Origin of the sequence: Pseudoduganella rhizocola (genome assembly GCF_045984285.3) — a bacterium.
Lineage (GTDB): Bacteria > Pseudomonadota > Gammaproteobacteria > Burkholderiales > Burkholderiaceae_D > Rugamonas.
Map to the genome: position 1 here is coordinate 1 of NZ_JBJQIK030000005.1, position 20,977 is coordinate 20,977.

The 20,977-nt window shown below is 64.4% G+C and carries 17 protein-coding genes; 7 read left to right on the top strand and 10 right to left on the bottom strand.

What is annotated here, in order from left to right:
• Positions 1-93: 93 nt before the first annotated feature.
• The 4 genes from ACJRPG_RS12965 to ACJRPG_RS12980 all read right to left on the bottom strand — a co-directional run bounded on the left by ACJRPG_RS12965 (position 94) and on the right by ACJRPG_RS12980 (position 5,270).
• The gene (locus ACJRPG_RS12965; protein WP_408000509.1) at positions 94-1,347 is read right to left on the bottom strand and encodes a ComEC/Rec2 family competence protein; all 1,254 of its coding nucleotides are present in this window, start codon (positions 1,345-1,347) and stop codon (positions 94-96) included.
• Positions 1,347-3,707 (bottom strand): TonB-dependent receptor, encoded by a 2,361-nt coding sequence (locus tag ACJRPG_RS12970; protein WP_408000510.1) that lies wholly within the window; start codon positions 3,705-3,707, stop codon positions 1,347-1,349. The genes ACJRPG_RS12965 and ACJRPG_RS12970 overlap by 1 nt, the downstream gene beginning before the upstream one ends.
• 73 nt (positions 3,708-3,780) lie before the next feature.
• Positions 3,781-4,704 (bottom strand): FecR family protein, encoded by a 924-nt coding sequence (locus ACJRPG_RS12975; RefSeq protein ID WP_408000511.1) that lies wholly within the window; start codon positions 4,702-4,704, stop codon positions 3,781-3,783.
• Positions 4,701-5,270: an RNA polymerase sigma factor gene (locus ACJRPG_RS12980; RefSeq protein ID WP_408000512.1), complete on the bottom strand. Its 570-nt coding sequence runs from the start codon at positions 5,268-5,270 to the stop codon at positions 4,701-4,703. The genes ACJRPG_RS12975 and ACJRPG_RS12980 overlap by 4 nt, the downstream gene beginning before the upstream one ends.
• Before the next feature lie 139 nt (positions 5,271-5,409).
• Here ACJRPG_RS12980 and ACJRPG_RS12985 point away from each other — a divergent pair, with 139 nt between their 5' ends.
• The 4 genes from ACJRPG_RS12985 (at position 5,410) to ACJRPG_RS13000 (ending at position 10,680) form a co-directional block, all read left to right on the top strand.
• Positions 5,410-6,813 carry a DUF2868 domain-containing protein gene (locus ACJRPG_RS12985; protein ID WP_408000513.1) on the top strand — a complete coding sequence of 468 codons (1,404 nt, stop codon included), beginning with the start codon at positions 5,410-5,412 and terminating at the stop codon, positions 6,811-6,813.
• Positions 6,810-8,276, top strand: coding sequence for a DUF3482 domain-containing protein (locus ACJRPG_RS12990; protein ID WP_408000514.1), 1,467 nt, complete (start codon positions 6,810-6,812; stop codon positions 8,274-8,276). The genes ACJRPG_RS12985 and ACJRPG_RS12990 overlap by 4 nt, the downstream gene beginning before the upstream one ends.
• 69 nt (positions 8,277-8,345) lie before the next feature.
• Positions 8,346-9,776 carry an aldehyde dehydrogenase family protein gene (locus ACJRPG_RS12995; RefSeq protein WP_408000515.1) on the top strand — a complete coding sequence of 477 codons (1,431 nt, stop codon included), beginning with the start codon at positions 8,346-8,348 and terminating at the stop codon, positions 9,774-9,776.
• Positions 9,760-10,680 (top strand): AraC family transcriptional regulator, encoded by a 921-nt coding sequence (locus ACJRPG_RS13000; RefSeq protein WP_408000516.1) that lies wholly within the window; start codon positions 9,760-9,762, stop codon positions 10,678-10,680. Before ACJRPG_RS12995 ends, ACJRPG_RS13000 begins: the two co-directional genes overlap by 17 nt.
• Here the strand turns inward: ACJRPG_RS13000 and ACJRPG_RS13005 are convergent.
• Positions 10,677-11,426, bottom strand: coding sequence for an SDR family oxidoreductase (locus tag ACJRPG_RS13005; RefSeq protein WP_408000517.1), 750 nt, complete (start codon positions 11,424-11,426; stop codon positions 10,677-10,679). The genes ACJRPG_RS13000 and ACJRPG_RS13005 overlap by 4 nt on opposite strands.
• A 116-nt stretch (positions 11,427-11,542) precedes the next feature.
• Here ACJRPG_RS13005 and ACJRPG_RS13010 point away from each other — a divergent pair, with 116 nt between their 5' ends.
• Positions 11,543-12,466, top strand: a complete 924-nt coding sequence (locus tag ACJRPG_RS13010; protein ID WP_408000518.1) for a LysR family transcriptional regulator — start codon at positions 11,543-11,545, stop codon at positions 12,464-12,466.
• A gap of 3 nt (positions 12,467-12,469) precedes the next feature.
• Here ACJRPG_RS13010 and ACJRPG_RS13015 read toward each other — a convergent pair whose 3' ends face one another.
• Entirely contained in the window at positions 12,470-14,593 is a 2,124-nt protein-coding gene (locus tag ACJRPG_RS13015; RefSeq protein ID WP_408000519.1) for an alpha/beta hydrolase family protein, read from the bottom strand.
• Between ACJRPG_RS13015 and ACJRPG_RS13020 the strand changes: the two genes are divergently transcribed.
• Positions 14,592-15,527, top strand: a complete 936-nt coding sequence (locus ACJRPG_RS13020) for an exopolyphosphatase (RefSeq protein WP_408000520.1) — start codon at positions 14,592-14,594, stop codon at positions 15,525-15,527. The two genes, ACJRPG_RS13015 and ACJRPG_RS13020, sit on opposite strands and share 2 nt — an antisense overlap.
• A 6-nt stretch (positions 15,528-15,533) precedes the next feature.
• Here ACJRPG_RS13020 and ACJRPG_RS13025 read toward each other — a convergent pair whose 3' ends face one another.
• The 3 genes from ACJRPG_RS13025 to ACJRPG_RS13035 form a co-directional block, all read right to left on the bottom strand.
• On the bottom strand, positions 15,534-16,907 hold the full coding sequence (locus ACJRPG_RS13025) for a hypothetical protein (RefSeq protein ID WP_408000521.1): 1,374 nt from the start codon (positions 16,905-16,907) through the stop codon (positions 15,534-15,536).
• 85 nt (positions 16,908-16,992) lie between these two features.
• Complete coding sequence (locus tag ACJRPG_RS13030; RefSeq protein ID WP_408000522.1) at positions 16,993-18,261, bottom strand: nitronate monooxygenase; 1,269 nt, start codon at positions 18,259-18,261, stop codon at positions 16,993-16,995.
• 15 nt (positions 18,262-18,276) lie between these two features.
• Positions 18,277-18,762 (bottom strand): YajQ family cyclic di-GMP-binding protein, encoded by a 486-nt coding sequence (locus ACJRPG_RS13035; RefSeq protein WP_408000523.1) that lies wholly within the window; start codon positions 18,760-18,762, stop codon positions 18,277-18,279.
• A 109-nt stretch (positions 18,763-18,871) separates the two neighbouring features.
• Between ACJRPG_RS13035 and murB the strand changes: the two genes are divergently transcribed.
• On the top strand, positions 18,872-19,900 hold the full coding sequence (gene murB / locus ACJRPG_RS13040) for a UDP-N-acetylmuramate dehydrogenase (RefSeq protein WP_408000524.1): 1,029 nt from the start codon (positions 18,872-18,874) through the stop codon (positions 19,898-19,900).
• A gap of 48 nt (positions 19,901-19,948) precedes the next feature.
• Here murB and ACJRPG_RS13045 read toward each other — a convergent pair whose 3' ends face one another.
• Positions 19,949-20,971 (bottom strand): diguanylate cyclase domain-containing protein, encoded by a 1,023-nt coding sequence (locus ACJRPG_RS13045; RefSeq protein WP_408000803.1) that lies wholly within the window; start codon positions 20,969-20,971, stop codon positions 19,949-19,951.
• Positions 20,972-20,977 lie beyond the last annotated feature (6 nt).

The window sequence follows — 20,977 nt, forward strand, 5'->3', positions numbered from 1 at the left end:
CCGATGATAGTGCTGCAACCAGTGTGAAAGTAGGTTATCGTCAGGCTGTTATACCGAAAAAGCCCACCAGTGATCTGGTGGGCTTTTTTACGTTTACGCCGCGTATGGCCCGGTGACGAGTTTCACCTGGTCCCGCTCATCGCGGTTGTCCGTGACAGCGACATAAAACTGCGCGCCGCCGGGAGCAACCCGCAGCACCACATGGCCATCATGGCTGCGCATGCGCTTCGTCAGCCGTCCGTTGGCCAGCAGGTTTTCCTTCATCACCGAGGTGGCGAACACGTCGCGCGGTCCTGCATACAGGCGCTGGCTGAACATGCGTTCCAGCTGCAGCATGTCCGGATGCGCGATATGCCAGGTGGGGATGACCCATACCTGCGGCGCCAGCGCACGCACCACGTCCGCGCTCAAACCATCGAACATGCCATGGTGGTCCGCTGTCGCGGCGCTGACGCGGCCGGCCACGCGCGCCGCAGGGCCCAGCACATCGCGCCAGGGCAGCGCGCCATCTTCCGTATAGCTGGTCAGGTCTCCGCCCGTGAAATAGCTGAAGCGGCCATAGCCAAGGCGGATCGCTGCCGAACACTGATTCTCGTTCGGCCAGTCCGCGCGCGGAATCGCATCCAGCGCGGGGAACAGCTGGCGTGTGCTGTCGCCCTGTCCGGTCCAGACTTCGCCGTTCGCGGCGATGTTCCGTATCTCCCACGCTCCCGGCTTGCGGGGAGCGATCTGCTTGCTGCTGCCCACCTCGAAGCGCTGAACCGGAAGCCCGGCTTGCCGGCGCGCGTTCACATAGGCCTTGTAGTTGTCGAGGAAGGGAGCGGAGAACAGCGTGGGATAGCTGTAGTCCGGGAAGTCGCGGTCGATCAGCATCTTCACCGGCAGCAGTTCGGCGACATCGGTGACGCCGCCGAGCCGGTATCCGCCCTGGCGCGACACGGGCGACGATGCGTTGACGTCGCCCAGGTGGTCCGGATGCAGGTGCGACACCAGTATATAGTCGATGGCCGGCGCCAGGCCTGCAGCCTGCATATGGCGGCTGATATACCGGGCGATCCACTCTCCTGGCCGGCGACTGTCACCCGGCATCGGCGCCACGGAGACATCCGTGCCGTTGAGCGAGGCGCCGGCATCGATCAGCAGGCTGCTGCCATCGGGGAGCAGCGCGAAGGTGGCGTTGCCGCGGCCCGTAGCGATGTGGTGGATATCGAGGCAGCCTGGCTGCCAGCGCGACAGCGCGAGGCCGGCGCGGTCGGGCAATGCCGCGTCGCGTGCACGGCCAAGGGGGACCATGGCTGCCAGTGCGGCGCCGAGCAGGATGCGGCGGCGGAGCGGAGAGGCCGTCATCAGTAGCGCGCCGTCAAGGTGAGGCCGAAGGTGCGCGGTTCGCCGGCGTAGCGGGCCCGCACCACCTGGGTGGAGCGCGTGAGATAGTACAGCGTGTCGTTCGCGTTCTTCACCCATGCCACCAGGCGCAGGCTGCGGTCCGGCGATTCCACGCCCATGCTCAGATTGGCGAGGCCGAAGCCCGGCAGCTGCAGATTGGGGTCATTGGCGGCGCCGGTGTTGTAGCTATCCTTGCGCGAATAGCTGGCGGCGCCCACCACATAGCCGAACGATACCGGCACGCTCAGGTTGGCGGCGGCCGAGTACTGGTTGCGCGGCGCATTCGACAGCGGGTTGCCGCTGTTGTTGACGGTGCCGACGGCAAAGCGTTCGTAGATGCCGTCCAGATGGCTGTAGCTGCCCGAGAGATCGAGCCAGGGCGCCACTTTCCAGGCCAGTTCCAGTTCGCTGCCGTCTACTTTGGCCTTGCCAGCGTTGACGATGGTGAGGATACCGGTCAGGGTATTGTTGACCAGCTCCTGCTTGTCGCGGTACTTCATGCGGAACACCGAGGCGTTCAGGCGCACACGGTTGTTCAGCCATTGCGATTTCAAGCCGAGCTCGAAGTTGTTGACCGTCTCCGGATCGAAAGGCATGCGGAAGGCGGCGGCGCTGCTGGCGTCCGCGTTGTAGCCACCGGATGTGAAGCCGCGCGTGGCGCTGAGGTAAGCCAAGAGGGCAGGACGCGGTGTCCAGCTCAGCACCGCACGCGGCGTGGTTTCGGTCCAGCTGTTCTTCAGGCCCTCAACGGCAAAGCTGGCGGCCGGCCGCAGCGCGTCGGTGCGCCTCAGGTAAGCGGTCTTGGTGTCGCGCGTGTAGCGTGCGCCGAGCGTCAGGTCGAGCGCTGCGGGCAAGTGAACGACGCCATCGAGGAAGACGGCGTAGCTGCGGCTGTCGACTGTCTGTTCGGCCAGCGTTGAACTGGCGAGCGCACCGGTGCGCGCGGCGAGTCCTTTCGTGGCAAGCTGGCGGTCGCCGCTTTCGTTGGCGAAATAGAGGCCCGCGACGAAATCGCCGCCTGACCATTTCGGGCTGGCGTAGCGCAGTTCCTGCGACAGGCTGCGGATCTGGTCCGCGTCCCGTGTGATGCTCTGGCTTCCGCTGCTGAGGAAAGCGTAGTTCGCACCGACGCCGGAATAGTCTTCTCCCGATTGCGACTTGCGGTAAGCCGTGATGGAACTGAGCTCGCCCTGCGGCATGCGCCATGCCAGCTTGGCCGAGGCGCCCGCAATGATACGGGCGAAGCGCTGTTCGACGCCGACTTCCGAGGTGCGCACATTACCGTCGTCGCCCAGCGTATCGGAGGACAGGGTGCGTCCGCCGTTACGGTCATCGGCATAGTCGGCGCCAAAGGTTGCGGTGAGCGCGGGCGTCAGCCGGAACAGGGCCTGGGCGCGCATATTTTCGCTGTCGATGTCATCCTGTTCGCGGCCGGTCAGGCGGTCCATGCCCAGGCCATCGCGGCGGCGCGAGGAGGCGGATATCTTCATTGCGGCATTCTCGCCCAGCGGAATATTGAGCATGCCCTTGAGCTGCTTCTCACCATGATTGCCTACCGTGGCTTCCGCTTCCGCCTCGCGCTGTTCCGGGTTCGGCTGGCGTGTGTTGATGACGATGGCGCCGCCGGTCACGTTACGTCCGAACAGCGTGCCTTGCGGCCCTTTCAGTACGGCGATGGATTCGAGGTCGAACAGCTCGAAACTGGCTGCGCTGTTGCGGGGAATGAAGACGTCATCCACCACGATGCCGACCGGCTTGTTCACACCAATCTGCGAGAAGGTATTGCTGATGCCGCGGATCGCAATGGTAGGACTGGCCTGGCTGAAGGCCGATACCAGCAGCCCGGGCGTGAGGCGCGCCACATCCTGCAGGCTCTGGATGCGGTGCGTGTCCAGTGTTTTCGCCGACAGCGCCGTCATTGAAATCGGCACCGCCTGCGAGGATTGCACGCGCTTCTGCGCCGTCACTGTGACCGTGGTCAGTTGCGTTTCATCGTCCTTGGGCAGGGTTGCTGCGGAGGGCAGGGCGGATTGGCGAAAGATGACGACGGCGCCGCCGCCGTCACGCCTCACTTCCAGTCCGCTGCCCGCCAGCAGGGCGGCAAGGGCCTGCTCCGGCGTCTGCGCGCCGCGTACGCCGGCGCTTTGTTTGTTGCGCACATCGTCCGCGCTGTACAGGAGCTGCACACCGGTTTGCGCGGCGTACTGGTCGAGTGCCGTTTTCAGCTCCCCGGCTGGGATATCGAGGCCGCGCGTCTGGGCCTGGGCCATTGCGCAGACAGCCATGGCGCACAAGGCGCCGGTCAGTTTTGGATGAGCCATTCTTGTTCTTCCTCAGTGTGCAGGTGGTGGGTACTACCTGCTGAGACGAAGCCGGAAGAAAAATCCGGAATGCCTATCGCGAAATCGTAATCTGGTCAGCGCCCATGGTGGCGTGCAGGCCGAAGCCCTGCTCCAGCAGCCGCGCGAAGCCTTCCACGTTGCCGGGAGCGAAACTGCCGCCGATCACCATGCGCGCGGCGGCGGGATCGGCAATCACCAGCTTGCGCCGGTTGTAGCGGTTGAATTCCTCGGCGGCCTGGCCCAGCGTCATCTGGTCCAGCACCAGGCGGCCTTCGCGCCAGCCAAGCTGGTTTTCGGTGCGCGCTGAACTCAGCTGGCTGACGACGATGCGGCCTTCGGTGGCGGAAACGGCGCCGTTCGGCGTGAGCACCAGCTCCTTGCCCGCCTGGCTTACCCGCACGCGGCCCTCCGCCACGAGGACGCGGGTGCGTTCGCCGTCGCGCCGCACCGAAAAGCGTGTGCCAAGTACGGTAATTTTGGTGCCGCCGGCATCGATCACGAAAGGCCTGTTCTTGTCGTGTGCGACATCGAAGTAGGCTTCGCCGCTGTCCAGCCACACGTGGCGGGTTTCGCCTGCGATGGCCGTGCGCAGCTTTGTGTCGGTGTTGAGCGTGAGGCGGGAGCCGTCGCTGAGGGCGATGATGCGGTTTTCGCCGATGGCCGTGGCATAGTGCTGCGCGGGATCGCGCTTTCCCTCCAGCGCGAACATCAGCCCAAGCGCGGCAACCAGCACGAAGCCGGCAGCAATGCGCCATGTTGAAAAGCGGGGCAGCGGGCGCCGGGAGGCAGGCGCGCCATGCTGCAACTGATCCGCGCGTTCCCACACGCTGGCGAGCCGCAGCCAGGCGATGCGGTGCGCGGTCGAGGCATTCAGCCAGGCGTCGAATGCCTGCTGCTGCGTTTCGTCCCATTGCCCGCTGTCGCGCCGCGCAAGCCAGCCCGCTGCTTCGCTCTCGATACGCTCGGCGCCGCTCATTTCGCACCGCCTTTGCGCTGCAGGCGCGCGCCGAACTTCGCCACGCCCTCCGTTACGCCTTTCAGCAGCATCGCATCGGCAAGTGCGCGCATGCCCTTCGCAATCTGTTTCTCCACGGTGTCTTCCTGTATTCCCATGTGCGCCGCAACTTCGCGCTGCGACATGCCATCTATTTTTCTGAGTTGAACCACTTCGCGGCAGCGCGCCGGCAGCTCGTCCAGTGCGTCCTGCAGCAGCTGGAGTTCCGAGCGGCCGCTCGCATGGCGTTCCGGCGAGAGATCGTCCGCCACCAGTTCCGACACTTCCAGGTCCGACCAGGTCTCGATGGAGACGATCTGTGCGCGGCGGGCGCGGTCGATCAGCAGGTTGCGCGCCGTCGCGAACAGGAAGGGCGATACTGCGTCCGGCAAGCCCTTGCGGGCCGCTTCATACAGGCGCACGTAGACTTCCTGCCGCAAGTCAGGCAATTCCGTTGCGTCGCGCCAGTTTCGCCGCAGGTAGCGCATCAAGGCGCCTTCGAGCGGCAACACTTCGCGCACGAACCAGTCGTCAAGGTCGGTCGGCATGATGTCTATGATGATATAGACGGATAAGGAAAGAAAATCCGCCATTCACCTTAGCATGCTTCTGTGACCGCACTGTGAAAGCGCCGCGCCGCCCTGGGCTGAGTGCTTGTACAATGTTGTCAAAAGAGGAAGGGAAGGCATGAACGAGCAAGTGGCGAGAGACATTGTGCTGGTGCGGGCCATCGAAACCGCGGACCAGAAGCGCGAGATCCTGAGCGAGGACGACCGCACGTATGCAAACCGCACCGCGCGCGAACTGGCGCAGTGGCAGGCTTCCGAAACCGGCGGCGCCGCGACGCATGCGCATTTCCTGCAGCAGCGCGCGGAACAGATCATCCGCAAGCTTGCGCAGCGCCACGCCGCCTTCGCGGCGTTTGCCCGGCGCGGCACCGGGCTGCATGGCCTGGGCTGGGCATTGCCGCTGCTGGCCTTGCTGCTGGGCGCGGGCCTGGACCGCATTACCGATCCGCACCGGGTAGACCTGTTGTCGGCGCCGCTGCTTGCCATCATCGGCTGGAATCTGCTGGTGTACCTTGTGATGCTGGTGTGGCTGTGCATTCCGCGCGCGGGCACCACGAAAGCGCGCGCTGCCTGGATACGCCGCCTGTCGGCAGGCAAGGCGGCCATGCCGCGCAAGATGCCGCATGCCCTGTCATCGGGCCTGTTCTCCTTCATGGCCGACTGGGCGCAGCTCAGCGCTCCGCTCTATGCGGCGCGCCTGAGCCGCACCATACACCTGAGCGCCGCCATGTTCGCGCTGGGGGCAGCCATTTCTCTCTATGTGCGCGGCCTGATGGCGCAGTACGCGGCGGGCTGGGAAAGCACCTTCCTCAGTGCCGTGCAAGTGCACCAGCTGCTGTCGCTGCTATTCTGGCCTGCTACGCACCTGCTTCAGCTGCCCGGCTTCACGCTGAACGAGGTGGCGGCGCTGCATTACAGTGCGGCGCCGGCCGCGGCGGGCGGCGCCCGCTGGGTGCACCTGTACGCGGCCACGCTTGCGCTGCTGGTGATCGTGCCGCGCCTTGTTCTGGCAGGGCTTTCCGCGCTGCGCGCCGGCTGGCTGGCGCGGCGCTTCCCGCTCGATCTGGACCAGCCTTACTTCCGCCAGCTCAGCGACGCGGCGGGCGGCGAGCCGGGTGTGCTGCGTGTGCAGCCCTACAGCTTCACTATCGATGAGGCGCGCGCGAAAGGCCTTGCCGGCGTGGCTGCTTCCCTGCTGGGCGACAGGGCGCGCCTGCAGCTGCTGCCTTCGCTGGCCTACGGCGCGGAGCTGCCGGCGCAGGGCGAAGGGTCGACGCTGACCGCGGCGCTGTTCAGCCTTGCTTCCACGCCGGAGAAGGAGAACCATGGCGCCTTCATCGAGCAGCTGCTGCGCGCCAGCGGCGGTGCGGCGGTATTGCTGATCGACGAGTCACCCTTTGCCGAACGGGCCGCCGATGCACAGCGCCTGAGGCAGCGCGTGGAACTGTGGCGGGAATTCTGCATCTTCCACGGCAAGGAGCCCCAGATCGTGAACCTGCTGCCACAGGAGGTGGCGCCATGAACCAGTCCGTGCAGCTTGCGCTGATCTCGCACACCAATAACGGCAAGACGACGCTGGCGCGCACGCTGCTCGGCGCCGATGTGGGCGAGGTGCGCGATGCCGCCCACGTTACCGTGTTCTCCGAAGCGCATACCCTGCTCAGTACCGGGCAGGGCGATGCGCTCCTGCTATGGGATACGCCGGGCTTCGGCGATTCCGTGCGGCTGATGAAACGCCTGTCCATGGCCAGCAATCCGATCGGCTGGTTCCTGCGCGAAGTGCTGGACCGCTACCGCGACCGTCCGTTCTGGCTTAGCCAGCAAGCCTTGCGCGCGGCGCGAGACGCGGCCGATGTGGTGCTCTACCTGGTCAATTCGGCGGAGCCGCCGGAAGATGCGGGCTACCTGCCGTCCGAGATGAATATCCTGGCCTGGCTCGGCAAACCGGTGATTGTGCTGCTGAACCAGATGGGCCCACCGCGCCCGGCTGCGGAGGAGATGGCGGAACAGGCGCGCTGGAAGCAGCATATGCGGCAGTATCCCGTGGTGCGCGACGTGCTGGCACTGGATGCCTTCGCGCGCTGCTGGGTTCACGAACAGGTGTTCTACGATGCCGTGGGCGCCGTGCTGCCGGAAGACCGGCGCGAAACCTACGCCCGGCTGCTGGCGCAGTGGGAGGCCAATAATGCGCAGCGCTTCCGGCAGTCGATGGCGCTGCTGGCGCAGCAGCTGGCCGATGCCGCGCGTGACCGGCAATTGGTGGAAACCGGCCAGCAAGGCATGCTGTCCTCGGCCCTGAAGCTGGTTGGCATCGGCAAGGGTGATGAGCGCAAGCGCCAGGAACGGGCCATGAACACGCTGGTGGCGCGCCTCAATCTCTCGATCGGCCAGGCGACGGTGGGCCTGCTGTCCCTGCACCGGCTCGACGCGAGCGAAGCGAGCCGCATCAATGCCCGGGTGAGCAATAACTTCGTGGTCAAGGCGCCGGTGGAGAAGGGGCAGGCAGCGCTGCTGGGCGCCATCGTCTCCGGTGCCGCAACAGGGCTCTCGGCAGACCTGGCGGCGGGTGGACTGACGCTGGGTACGGGCGCGCTGCTGGGCGGCGTGATCGGCGCGCTGACCTTCGCCGGCGCCGCCTGGGGCTTCAATGCCAGCACCGACCGCCATCACCCCGTGATTACGCTGTCCGATGAATTCCTGCGTACCCTTCTGGTGACGAATGTGCTGCGCTATCTCGCCGTGGCCCATTTCGGCCGGGGGCGCGGCAACTTTGTGGAAAGCGAAGCCCCGGCCTTCTGGCAGGACGAAGTGGAGCAGGCGGTTGCGCTGCGCGAGGATGAGGTGCGCGAGCTGTGGCCGGCCTTGCGCCAGCAGGACGAAGCCGATATCTCGCGGGTGGACCAGCTGCTGGCCGGGATTGCCGGCCAGGTGCTGGCGCGGCTCTACCCCGGCAGCAGAATGGCAGGATCAGGCAAGGCTTCGTAAGTATCGGTCTACCTCCCCATGCGCCGTACGGCCTATGATGAATTCATGGTTCATCAAAGGAGAGCAGGCATGAAACTGATCGATCGCATTTATATCAACGGCGAGTTTTTGCTGCCGCACGGCGCGGAGCTGATGGAGCTCGTCAATCCAGTAACAGGCAAGCCCGCCTCCACGCTGCGGCTGGCGGATGAAGTGGATGCGCAACGCGCCATTGCGGCGGCGAAGGCCGCCTATCCCGCATTCTCGCGCAGCAGCCGCGAACAGCGCATGGCCTGGCTGCAGCGCCTGCACGAGGTGGTGGCTGCTGCGGAAGATGAACTGGTGGACGTGATGGCCGAGGAATATGGCGGCCCGGTTGACGTGTGCCGCGGCACCGCGCGCCGCGCGGCCGCGGCATTTTCGGCCGCCCGCGCCATCCTCGCGGACTATCAGTTCGAGCGCCAGGCGGGCATTGCGAAAGTGCAGATGGTGCCCTTGGGCGTGGTGGGTCTCATCACGCCATGGAACGCGAACTACAGCTTCATCTGCGGCAAGCTGGCCATGGCGCTGGCGGCGGGCAGCACGGCGGTGGTCAAGCCCAGTGAACTGAGCGCAGCGCAGACCGAACTGCTCACGCGCCTGCTGCATTCGGCCGGACTGCCGCCGGGCGTCTTCAATATCCTGACGGGACGCGGCGACACGGTGGGCGCGGAATTCGTGCGCCATCCCGATATTGCGAAAATCTCCTTCACCGGCTCCACGGCGGTCGGCAAGAGCATTGCGCGCGGCGCTGCCGACACCATGAAGCGGGTGACGCTGGAGCTGGGCGGCAAATCGCCGACCATCCTGCTGGACGATGCGGATTTCGCCCGCGCCATGCCGATCGCTGCGGCGGCTGCCACGATGAACAGCGGACAGGCCTGCCTTGCGGGCACGCGCTTGCTGGTACCGGAACATCGGCTGGCCGAAGCCGAAGCGTTGGCGGTCCAGGCTTTCATGGCGCGCAAGGTGGGCCGGCCGCGCGAGCCTGGCGTCGTCATCGGCCCCATGGTCACGCAGAAGCAGTATGAGCGCGTGCAGGCGCTGATCCGCCGCGGCGTGGAAGAGGGTGCGCGGCTGCTGTGCGGCGGCGAAGGCAAGCCGGAAGGCCTGGAAGACGGCTTCTTCGTCAGGCCCACGGTGTTCAGCGCTGTGCGTAACGATATGACGATTGCGCGCGAAGAGATCTTCGGGCCCGTGCTGTCCATCATCAGCTACCGCAGCGAAGAGGAAGCGATCGAGATCGCGAACGACACGTCCTACGGCCTGCATGGCTATGTGTTTTCCGGCGACGTGGAGCGCGCGCGGCGCGTGGCGGACCAGATCATTGCCGGACGCGTTTTCATCAATGGGCTGTATGATGAACCCGCCGCACCCTTCGGCGGCTTCCGCCAATCGGGCCTGGGCCGCGAATTTGGCGTATGGGGATTCGAAGCATACCTGGAACCGAAAGCCTTGATGGGCTATGCACAAAAGCTCTGACGACCTGCTGGCATCGCTGCGCGGACAGGTGCTGCGCCGTTTCGACGGCCTGCCTGCCGCGCAGCGCGAAGTGAAAACGGCGATACCGTGGCTGTCGCTGATCCGCCTGTCCGCACCCACGCCGGCAGGGCGCGGCATGCTCACGCCTTCCGCCTGCCTGCTGGTGCAGGGCGGGAAGCAGATGCTGATCGGGCAGGAAGTACTGGCCTACGGCCCTGCGAACTACGTGCTGACTGCGGTTGACCTGCCGGTGTCGGGGCAGGTGACGCACGCCAGCGCCAGGCAGCCCTATCTCGGCATCCGCATCGATTTCACGCCGCGCGAAGTGGCGGACTTCATGCTGGAGATGCAGCTGCAGCCGCCCGCAGTGGCCGAGGCGCCGCCAGCCGCCTATGTGGAGCGGGCGGATGAAGCGCTGCTCGCCGTCTTCGAACGCCTGCTGCAGCTGCTCGAGCGTCCGCGCGATGTGCCGGTGCTGGCGCGGCTGCTCAAGCAGGAGCTGATCTATCACTTCCTGATGGCGCCGGGCGGGGGCAGCCTGGCCCATGCCGTATCCGGCGGCGCGCGGGAAAAGGCCGTCGGCGAAGCAATCAACTGGATCCGTGACCACTACGACCAGCCTTTGCGCATCGAATCGCTGGCGAAGACAGTGCGTCTGAGCCCTTCCGTGCTGCACAGGCGCTTCAAGGCGGTGACGGTGATGAGCCCCTTGCAGTACCAGAAGCAGGTGCGCCTGCTGGAAGCGCGCAAGCTGCTGATGGCGGGCGGCGTGGAAGCGGCCACCGTGGCCTACCGCGTAGGCTACGAAAGCCCGTCCCAGTTCAGCCGCGAATACCGCAGGCTGTTCGGCGCCACGCCCTTGCAGGACGCCGAACAGCTGCGCGGCCAGTACCTGGAGCCTTAGGCTGCGAAACCGCCGTCGATATTCAGGCTGGCGCCCGTCACATAAGCAGCTTCCGGGCTGGCCAGGTAGGCGGTAAGGCCTGCGATTTCCTCCGGCGTGCCATGGCGCGGCAGCGCCATCAGACCGTGCAGGCTGGCCGCGAAATCGCTGTTCTCCGGGTTCATGTCGGTATTCACAGGGCCCGGCTGCACATTGTTGATGGTGATGCCGCGTGGGCCGAGGTCCCGCGACAGGCCCTGCACCAGTCCTTTCAACGCCGACTTGCTCATGGCGTAGGCCGCGCCGCCGGCAAAGGGCATGCGGTCGGCATTGGTGCTGCCGATATTGATGACGCGGCCGCCGCTGCCCATATGCGCCAGCGCAGCCTTGGTGGCCACAAACACGGCGCGCACGTTGACAGCGACGGTAAGGTCGAAGTCTTCCAGCGAGAATTCGCTCACGTCGCCGAGGCGCAGCACGCCGGCATTGTTTACCAGGATGTCGATCGCGCCATATTCTTTAGCGACGTCGTTGATGGATTTGGTGACGGCATCAGCGTCGGCGGCATCGGCGCGTATGGCAAGGGCGCGGCCGCCGGCAGCTTCGATTTCCCGCACCAGGGCATAGGCCGTATCGGCCGAGCTCTGGTAGCTGAATGCCACGGTTGCGCCTTCCGCGGCGAGGCGGCGGACGATGGCGGCGCCGATGCCGCGCGAGCCGCCGGTGACGAAAGCGGTTTTGCCTTGCAGTTTGGTCGAGGTGTTCATGATGGTTCCTTTCGGTTTAAGTTGAATTGCGATGGACTCAGTATGGTCCCGACATTGCGTGCTGACTAGATGGTAATATTGGCAATCACTTTCAACCATTGGTATAAAATAAGGGCATGGAACCGCTCAGCCATCTTGACTCCTTTATCGCCAGCGCCGAAGGCGGCAGCTTCTCGGTCGCCGCGCGCCGTCTCGGTTTGACGCCCGCTGCGGTCAGCAAGAACGTGGCGCGGCTGGAGGCCGGCCTCGGCGTGCGCCTGTTCCAGCGCAGCACGCGCAGCCTGGCCCTGACCGAGGCAGGCGAGCGCTTCCTGCGCCAGGTAAGCGCGCCGTTCGCCGAGCTGCAGGGCGCGGTGGCCGATGTGGCGCGCGAAGGGGGCAGGCCGTCCGGCGTGCTGAAGGTCGGCGTGGCGGTGGCTTTCGGCAGGCAGTACCTGCTGCCCCTATTGGGGCAATTCCTGGCGCGTTATCCGGATGTGGTGCCGGACTGGCATTTCGATAACCGTCCGGTAGACCTGATTGCGGACGGCTTCGACGTGGCCATTGGCGGCGGCATCGAACTCACGCCGGGCGTGGTGGCGCGCGAACTGTCGCGCATTGCGGTGCTGGTGGTGGCGTCGCCCGCCTTCATGGCAGGACGCGAGATGCCGCGTAGCCCGGCGGACCTGGCGCAGCTGGATGGGATTGCGCGGCGCTCGCCGAGTTCGGGACGCCTGCGCAGCTGGACGCTGCGCAATCCGGAAGGCGAGGAAGCGCTGGCGGAGTTCCGGGTGGTGGCAATGTTCGACGATCCCGAAGCCATGGCCGACGCGGCGGCGCATGGCCTCGGCATTGCGATGATCCCGGCGCCGCACGCGGCGCCGTATCTGGCCAGCGGGCGCCTGGTGCGCCTGCTGCCGGAATGGAAGGCCGATGCCGGGCCGCTGGCGGTGTACTACTCCAGCAAGAGGCTGCTGCCGGCGAAGACGCGGGTTTTCGTCGATTTCATCGTCGACGAGTTCCGCGCCTCCGGCTTCGCCACCCGCATCGGCAATCCCTAGCCTTTACTTCAGGTTCTTTTCAAGGAAGGCTTCCACGCGGCGCCAGAAGTCGATCTTGTTTTCCGGCCGCGACCAGCTTTGTTCGCTATCGTTGTAGAGGATCCATTCTGGTTTGTTGCCAGCCTCGGCCAACGCTTTGCGCATTTCGCGGCCATGGTCGATTGAAATGCGTGGGTCGCCGCTGCCGTATGCCAGCAGCAGCGGAGACTTGATCTTCGGGGCGAGCAGGATGGGCGCATGCGCCTTCAGCATATCGGCGTCCTTGACCGGATCGCCGACCAGCGCCGGCGCGGAATAGTCGTGCAGCGTGCCCGCAGTATCCGACCATTGGCTGTCGTGCATATTCCGCGGGTCGGTAATCGCAAGCCAGGCAACCCCGCACCTGTAGAGGGCCGGATCTTTGGCAAGGCCCATCAGCACTGAATAGCCGCCGTAGCCGCCGCCCGCTATGCAGACACGGTTGCCATCCACCAGACCTTTATCGACGGCATAGCGTAGCGCGTCGTTCACATCGTCCTGCATGCGCTGTCCCCATTGCTTCCACCCCGCCTTGAAGTGCGCTTGCCCGTACCCTTTGCTGCCGCGGAATTCCGGTTCGATAACAACGTAGCCTCGCGACGCGAGAAACTGCGCTTCCGGATTCCAGTTCCAGAAGACGCCACGTTGCCAAGGGCCGTCGTGCACCAGCACGACAGCGGGCCGGGGCTTCGTGGCCTTGAGCGGTGTTGCGGTGATCCAGACCGGCAGATGTGCGCCGTCCCGTGTTTTCGCCGCGTGCATGTCAAGCTGGGCCATCTGTTCCGGGTCGATATTGGGACGCGATGCTCCGATGCGCTGCCATTTGTCGTCCGTAACGCTGTAGAGCAGGTATTCCACAGGGCTTGCATCCGCATAAGACATGATCAAAACCCGTTTCGGGTTGATGCAGGCGGTACAGTTAACAATGTTGATACGGCCGGGAAGCATTTCATCCACTTTTTTCTGCACGTTCTTCATCGCCGGCGTGAACCATGTGATGACTTCGGAATCTCCTTCCGTGCTGACGCCGACGAGGGTGTTGGTGCCGTATTCGTAGATGCCACCAGCCCTGCTGTCAAAGCCCGGTGTCTCGACGATGGACTCGGATACCGGTTTGTTGGCGGCAAAGTCAAATTTATGGACAGCTTCGGTACCTGCAGTACCGCTCGGCACCGACACGTAAAGCTGGTCCCTGTCGATGTAGGCCGGGCTGAAGGGTTCCTCCGCCACCTGGAAAGTGGCGAGTTCCTGCCATTTGCCGTTGGGCGCGCGCCAATGCAGGGTTTGTTTGCCACCGTCGGCCGTGTAGCCACCGATCACGCCACCGACATTGTCGAGGTGCAGGCTCTTGAATGGTAACTTCGGCAGCTCGTCGAGAGCGCGATGCGCGCCCGTCGCAACGTTGAGCGAGCGCAGCGTCACATGTGAGAGGTCGACGCCGGGCCCGTAGTGGGGTTCGATGACGATAACGGTATTGGTGCCAGGCGGATTGCGCGACGCGGGGACATTGTAAGGTTCGAGCGGGTTGTTGCCGCCGGCCGGAAATTCGGTATCCCAGGTAAATTTGATCAGTACCCGTATGTGCTTGCCCTCGCGATCTACGGAAAGCAGTCCCGGGTAACGTGGTTTCTTTAGCGAAACGGCATTCGGATCACTTAGGCTGAACACCAGATAATCGTCGCTGACCCAGCGAACATTGCTGATATCGAATTTGCTGAAAGTGGCAACCACCTTCGATGCTTCTCTTCCATCCAGGTCCACAACGGTGAGCTTATTGCGCCCATCGGGGGCGCCATTCAACAATGCCATCCATCGTGCGGACGGGGCAAGCGCAGCGTGTTGGACTGCGGCAGGCTGGAAGAATGCGTCGACTGGTGGTGCTGAAGCGGCGCTCGCCATTAAGGGAAACGCCAAAGCATTGAGGCTCAACAGACGGGTGATGTAACGCATGCGGGACACTATTTCCCCTTTGTAATTTTGTGTGTTAGCTAAAATACCAATAATGTGACGAATTGCAAAGAAAAAATTGTTGAGGTGAACTGCCCGCATTACAATGGGCCGTCCGCCCGTGAAACGGCCTCGCTTAACTTGAGTAAAGGTGTAATCCATGTCTGATGCGAAGAAATTCCGTCTCGTTACCCGCAGCGATTTCGATGGCCTGGTGTGTGCCGTGCTTCTCAAGCATCTTGACCTGATCGACGAGATCCTGTTCGTGCATCCGAAGGATATGCAGGACGGGAAGGTGGCCATCACCGACCGCGACATCACCACCAATCTGCCTTATGTGGCAAGCGCCCACCTGGCGTTCGACCACCACCTGTCGGAAACCATCCGCAATACCGGCGAGCGTAAAAACCACATCATCCACGCGGAAGCGCCGTCTGCAGCCCGCGTGGTATACGACTATTACGGCGGCCTGAAAGCTTTCCCCAAAGCCTGGGACGATATGATGGCGGCCGTGGACAAGGGCGATTCGGCCCAGTTCAACCGCGAAGAAGTACTGAATCCCCAGGGCTGGGACCTGCTGAACTTCCTGATGGATGCGCGTACGGGCCTGGGCCGCTTCCGCGAGTTCCGCATCTCGAACTACAGCCTGATGATGGACCTGATCGATTACTGCCGTAATCACACCATCGACGAGATCATGGCGCTGCCGGACGTGAAGGAGCGCAAGGACCTGTACTTCGAGCACGCTGAGAAGTGCAAGGAACAGATCAAGCGCTGCGCCACCATCCACAAGAACCTGGTGGTGCTGGACCTGCGCAAGGAAGAGGTGATCTTTGCCGGCAACCGCTTCATCATCTATGCGATGTACCCGGAAACCAATATCTCGATCCACGTGCTGTGGGGCCTGAAGAACCAGAACACCGTGTTCGCAACCGGCAAATCGATCCTGAACCGCAGCTCGAACACCAATATCGGTGCGCTGATGCTGGAATACGGCGGCGGCGGCCACCAGAACGCGGGCACCTGCCAGGTGGACAACGAGCGTGCCGAGGAAGTGCTGGAAGCCCTGATCCAGCGTATTACCACCGAGGGCTGATCGCCTTTACAGCTTGCCTTCCCTGACGTAGCCATCCGCAAAGATGGCTGCGGGGTTGGCATCTCCCGAATGGGTGCCGGGGCCATTCATCAGGCCTGCGGCCAGCCAGCCGCTGTTCCATGGCGCCAGCGAGCGTACCTGGTTCTGGCGCGGACCGGCCGCTATCGCCAGGCGCTGCTGCAGCTTTCCCTGGGCATCGAGCACCGCGAGCAGCGGCTGCGAATCTTCCGAAATGCTTGCTCCTGCCGGGTTCTGCGTGTAGCCGGTGCTGCCCGCCGCCACCATGCGGCCATCGGGCAGCGGCAGCAGGTCGAAGATGATATCGCTGCGGTCCACGTGCACCAGCTGCGTGGCGGGGGCTTTGCCCGGCTGCAGCAGGGACACGTAGGCATCCCATCCCGCCCCATCCGCGGGGCGCGAGGTCATCTGGCGGCCCGCCACCGCGATGGTCTCGCCGATCCAGCGTACAGCATGGATTTCCGGCCGCACCGCCATGGGCGCGATGCGCGTGCCGATGCGGATGCCCGCGCTGTCGATCTCCGTCACGAACAGGCCATAGGCGAGGTCCGCGGGCACCGCCTCGTTGAAGTGCGCGGCATGGGCCAGCGCCAGCTCGGACATATCGTTCTGCACGGCGACCGCGATGCGGCCGCTGGCGCTCACGTCGAGCCGCACGTGGGCCGGATTGGCAAGCGAAAGGAAGGGATCGAAGCCGCCGCCGATAATGGCGCGGATGCCGATCTGCAGGCCGGGTTCCACCAGCGTGCGCCAGCGCTGCGCATAGCCCGCCTGCGTCCACGCCAGGCGGTAGGCGATGACGGCGTTCATGCCGCTGCGCAGCACCAGCACCGCGTCTTCGCCCAAGGGCGCCAGGCGCGCGGCATCGCGCGTCACGTAGGGCAGCATGGAATTGCGGTCGCGGATGTAGATCGGGTCATCCATGAAGGGATCGCTGGCGGCGGCAGGATCGCTGAAGTCCTGCTCGCGCAGCAGCTTGCCGGAGGCGTCGAAGCGCAGCAGCCTCACGGCGTGGTCGGTGCCGAGAACGGCAGTCACCTCACGCGAGGGATGCTGGGTGAAGTCGAGCAGCGACCAGCCGGCAGGCGGCGACCAGCTCAGGGGATCGCCGGCGGGCTGCGGGAACAGCAGGCGCCGCTCCGGCTGGCTGAAGCCGGTGATCTTCTGTATCTCCGTCATGGCTGCCCATGCGCCGCCATGCGCGCGGACCTTGATGACGGCAGTGCCGCCCGTGGCGAACTGCAGGGGTTTCGCGTCCTGCTGCTGGCCCCCCTGCGACTGGCCGCCGCCAGCCGTGCCGCTGCCGCCGCCACAGGCGGCAAGGATGCAAAGGGAGAGGAGGAGCGCTGCGCGGGCCATCATGAACCTGGAAGGTGATGTAAGACCCGTCTATTCTATGCATCGGGAGCATCCGGAGATGTCCCGACTTTGTAGAGTTTTGTCCTGATTATGCCGCGGCTTCTTCTTTCGGCGGCAGCGCAATCTGGTTATCGGTGCTGAACTGGTAGTCCTTGAACACGTGTTCGGCCGTCAGCAGCTGGTAGTCGCCGCTGGCCAGCTTGTGCGTGGTGTCCTTCAGGCGGTAGGTGTAGTGGCCGCAGGTCCAGCAGTTGAAGTTGCGCATATGGGTGCACAGGCAGGTCTTGTCCATCACCTTGATGCCCTTGTCGCTGCCGCCGTTGGCCATCACTTCGCGGTTATACGAGTTGATGTAGGCGCAGTTGCCGGTGGCGTCCAGCAGGTAGCCGTAGGATTCGCAGCCGGGGCGGGTGTTGGCGCCGATGGCGGGCGTGGACTTCAGCATGCGCATCGGGTAGCCGGTAGGGGACACGCCGTTGACGATGATGTCCTCTTCCGAAGCCTTCACGTATTCCTGCTTGACCTTGTCCGGCAGGCCGCATTCCTTGGTGATGGTGAAGCGCGTTGCCACCTGCACGCCGGCCGCGCCCATCTCCAGGAAGGACACGGCATCGCTGCCGGTGAACACGCCGCCGGCGGCAATCACCGGCACGTCCAGGTTCTCGGCCTTCAGGTAGTCCAGCACCTCGCGCGTGATGGTGTGCAGGTCGTAGTCCTTCCAGTCCTCCAGGCCGAAGCCGAGGTGGCCGCCGGCCAGCGGGCCTTCCACGATCACGTAGTCCGGCAGGCGGTCCAGCTTCTGATTCTTGCGCAGGAAGATCTGCAGCGCGCGCACCGAGGACACGATGATGCCCAGCTTCGCTTCGCGGAAGCGCGGATTGTCCGCCATCAGGCTGAAGGAGTTGAAGTGCAGGCCGGCCGACAGGGTGATGCCGTCGATCCCGGCATCGAGCGCCGCATTCAGGCGCACGCGCAGCGTTTCGCGCGGGCCGTTCATGGTCAGCTTCTCCATGCAGTTCACGAAGATCAGGCCCGGGCCTTTTTTCGCGGCCATGGTGCGGCCGATGTGGTTGCGCTGCGCTTCGGCCAGGCGGTTCAGGTCGAACTGCACCACCGCCTTGTCCATATTGTTGATGTTGTACTTGTAGAGCTTCGTTTTCTCTTTCACGAAACTGGTATCGAAGCGGCGGTCGGATACATCTTCCACCATCGCATCCGAGATATGGCCGATGCCGCCCAGGCGCGCAGCCTCCAGCGCCAGCTCCGCCGTGGAGATATCCACGCCCATCCCGCCGATCATGATTGGCACATACTCTTTGTCGCCAAACTTCAGGCGGAAATCGTCAACACGTTTCATTGCTATCCTTAACACTCAGTCGCGGAAGTTGTTGAATTCCAGCGGGGTATCCGCCACTTCCTTGCGCAGCAGCTGCATGGCCGCCTGCAGGTCGTCGCGCTTGGCGCCAGAGACGCGCACGGACTCGCCCTGGATGCTGGCCTGCACCTTCATTTTGCTTTCCTTGATGATCTTGGTGATCTTCTTGGCGGTTTCGGTCTCGATGCCGTTCTTGACCTTGATGACCTGTTTTACCTTGTCGCCGCCGATTTTCTCGATCTTGCCCTCATCCAGGAAGCGCACGTCCACCTTGCGCTTGGCCAGCTTGTTGGTCAGCACGTCCCTGACCTGGCTGAGCTGGAAGTCGGAATCGGCGAAAGCGGTCAGTTCATGTTCTTTCTGCTCGACGCGCGCATCGCTCCCCTTGAAATCGAAGCGGGTGCTGATTTCCTTGTTGGACTGGTCGACGGCGTTGCGCACCTCGATCATGTCGGCTTCGGAGACTACGTCAAACGATGGCATAAGCGGGTTTCCTTTCAAAGATGCGATATTTTAACGGACAAAGAGGCGAACGCTCGGTCGTTTTTCTCCCTTTCCCTCTATAATCGAGCAAAAAGGTCCGGTTTTCGCCATGCAATCATCCCTTCCTCTGCAACACAATTTCTCCCTGCGCCAGCTGAATACTTTCGGCATCGAGGCGCGTGCCGCCAGCTATTTGCGCATTACCGCTGTCGAGCAGCTGCGCGCCGCGCTGGCCGATCCGGCCCTGGCCGCGCTGCCCCGGCTGGTGCTCGGCGGCGGCAGCAACCTGCTGCTGACCGGCGATTTCCCCGGCCTGGTGCTGCATATCGCGCTGGAAGGGCGGGACATCCTGCCGGGCGACGCGGACCACGTGCATGTGCGCGCGGCGGCCGGCGAAAACTGGCATGCCTTCGTGCAGTGGACGCTGGAGCAGGGCTGCGGCGGGCTGGAAAACCTGTCCCTGATTCCCGGCACGGCGGGCGCGGCGCCCATCCAGAATATCGGGGCCTATGGGCTGGAAACCAAGGACATGTTCCATGAATTGAGCGCCTTCGACCCGGCCAGCGGCGACATCGTGAAGATGAAGCGGGCCGACTGCCGCTTTGCCTATCGCGACAGCATCTTCAAGCAGGAAGCAGGGCGTGCCCTGATTGTGCTGGATGTGACATTTGCCCTGCCGCGCCGGTGGCAGCCCAACCTGCGCTATGCCGAGCTGGCGGCGGCCGTGGCCGAACAGGGCCTGGCCGCCCCGACGCCGCGCCAGGTGGCCGATACGGTGATTGCCATCCGCCGCCGCAAGCTGCCGGATCCGGCCGACATCGGCAATGCGGGCAGCTTCTTCAAGAACCCGGTAGTCAGTGCCGCCCAGTGCGCGCAGCTGCTGCAGCAGTTCCCGGCACTCGTGCATCACGCTCAGCCGGACGGCAGCGAAAAGCTGGCGGCGGGCTGGCTGATCGACCAATGCGGGTGGAAGGGCCGCAGCATGGGCGCGGCGGGCGTTTACCCGAAACAGGCGCTGGTCCTGGTGAACAATGGCGGCGCCACCGGAGCGGATGTGCAGCGCCTGGCGGCGGCGATCCAGGCCGATGTGGCGGAACGCTTCGGCGTGGCGCTGGAGCCGGAGCCGGTCTTCGTCTAGCGGCCGCGGTAGCAGGGCTGCGGCCCGCCTGCGGCGCCGGGCCGGGGGTCAGACGGTTGCCACGCAGGCCTGGTTACGGCCGCCGTTCTTGGCGGCGTACAGCGCGCTGTCGGCGGCGGTCAGCAGCGCTTCCACGCTGCCCGCAGGGGAGGGCACCAGCGTGGCTACCCCGATGGACATGGTGACCTTGCCGTGCGGTTTGGCTTCCGCATTCTCGATATTGAGGCTGGCCAGGTGGCGGATGCAGGCCTGGGCCACGATCATCGCGCCGGCAGCATCCGTATCCGGCAGCACGATCGCGAATTCCTCGCCGCCATAGCGCGCCGCCAGGTCGGCCGGGCGCTTCAGGTGCTCGGTCAGTACGGCGGCCGTCTTCTTGAGGCACAGGTCGCCCGCCAGGTGGCCATAGCTGTCGTTGTAGATCTTGAAGCAGTCGATATCGCACATCAGCAGGGACAGCGGCTGCTTGTCGCGCTGGCCTCGCTGCCATTCAATCTGCATCACCTCGTCGAAGCGGCGGCGGTTGGCAATGCCGGTCAGGCTGTCCAGCGCGGCCAGCTTCCGCAGCTCGATATTGGCCGCGGCCAGGTTCTTCTGGCTCTCGCGCAGGAAGCGGAAGGCTTCGTCGCGCTGCAGGCGGCTGATATGGGCGCCGGAGTGATAGCGCACGCGGGCCAGCAGTTCGAGCTTGTCCGGCAGCTTCACCATATAGTCGTTGGCGCCCACCGCGAAGCCCTGGGCCTTGGTTTTGGGCTCATCCTTCGCCGACAGCACGATGACGGGCACATGTTCCAGCACCGCGTTCGCGCGGTACTGGCGAATCAGGTCGAAGCCGTCGACTTCGGGCATCAGCAGGTCCTGCAGGATGACGGTGGGCCGCAGCTCCCCGGCGCTGCGCAGCGCCTGGTGCGGATCGCTGACGTAGTGGAACTCAATGTCGGACTGGTCGGCCAGCATGCGGCGCACGGCCTCGATGATGATCAGCTGGTCGTCCACCAGCAGCACGCGGACCTTGAAAGGGGTGATATGGATTTCGGGAGCCGCGCCAGCAGCCGGGTGCACTTCGGACATCATGTT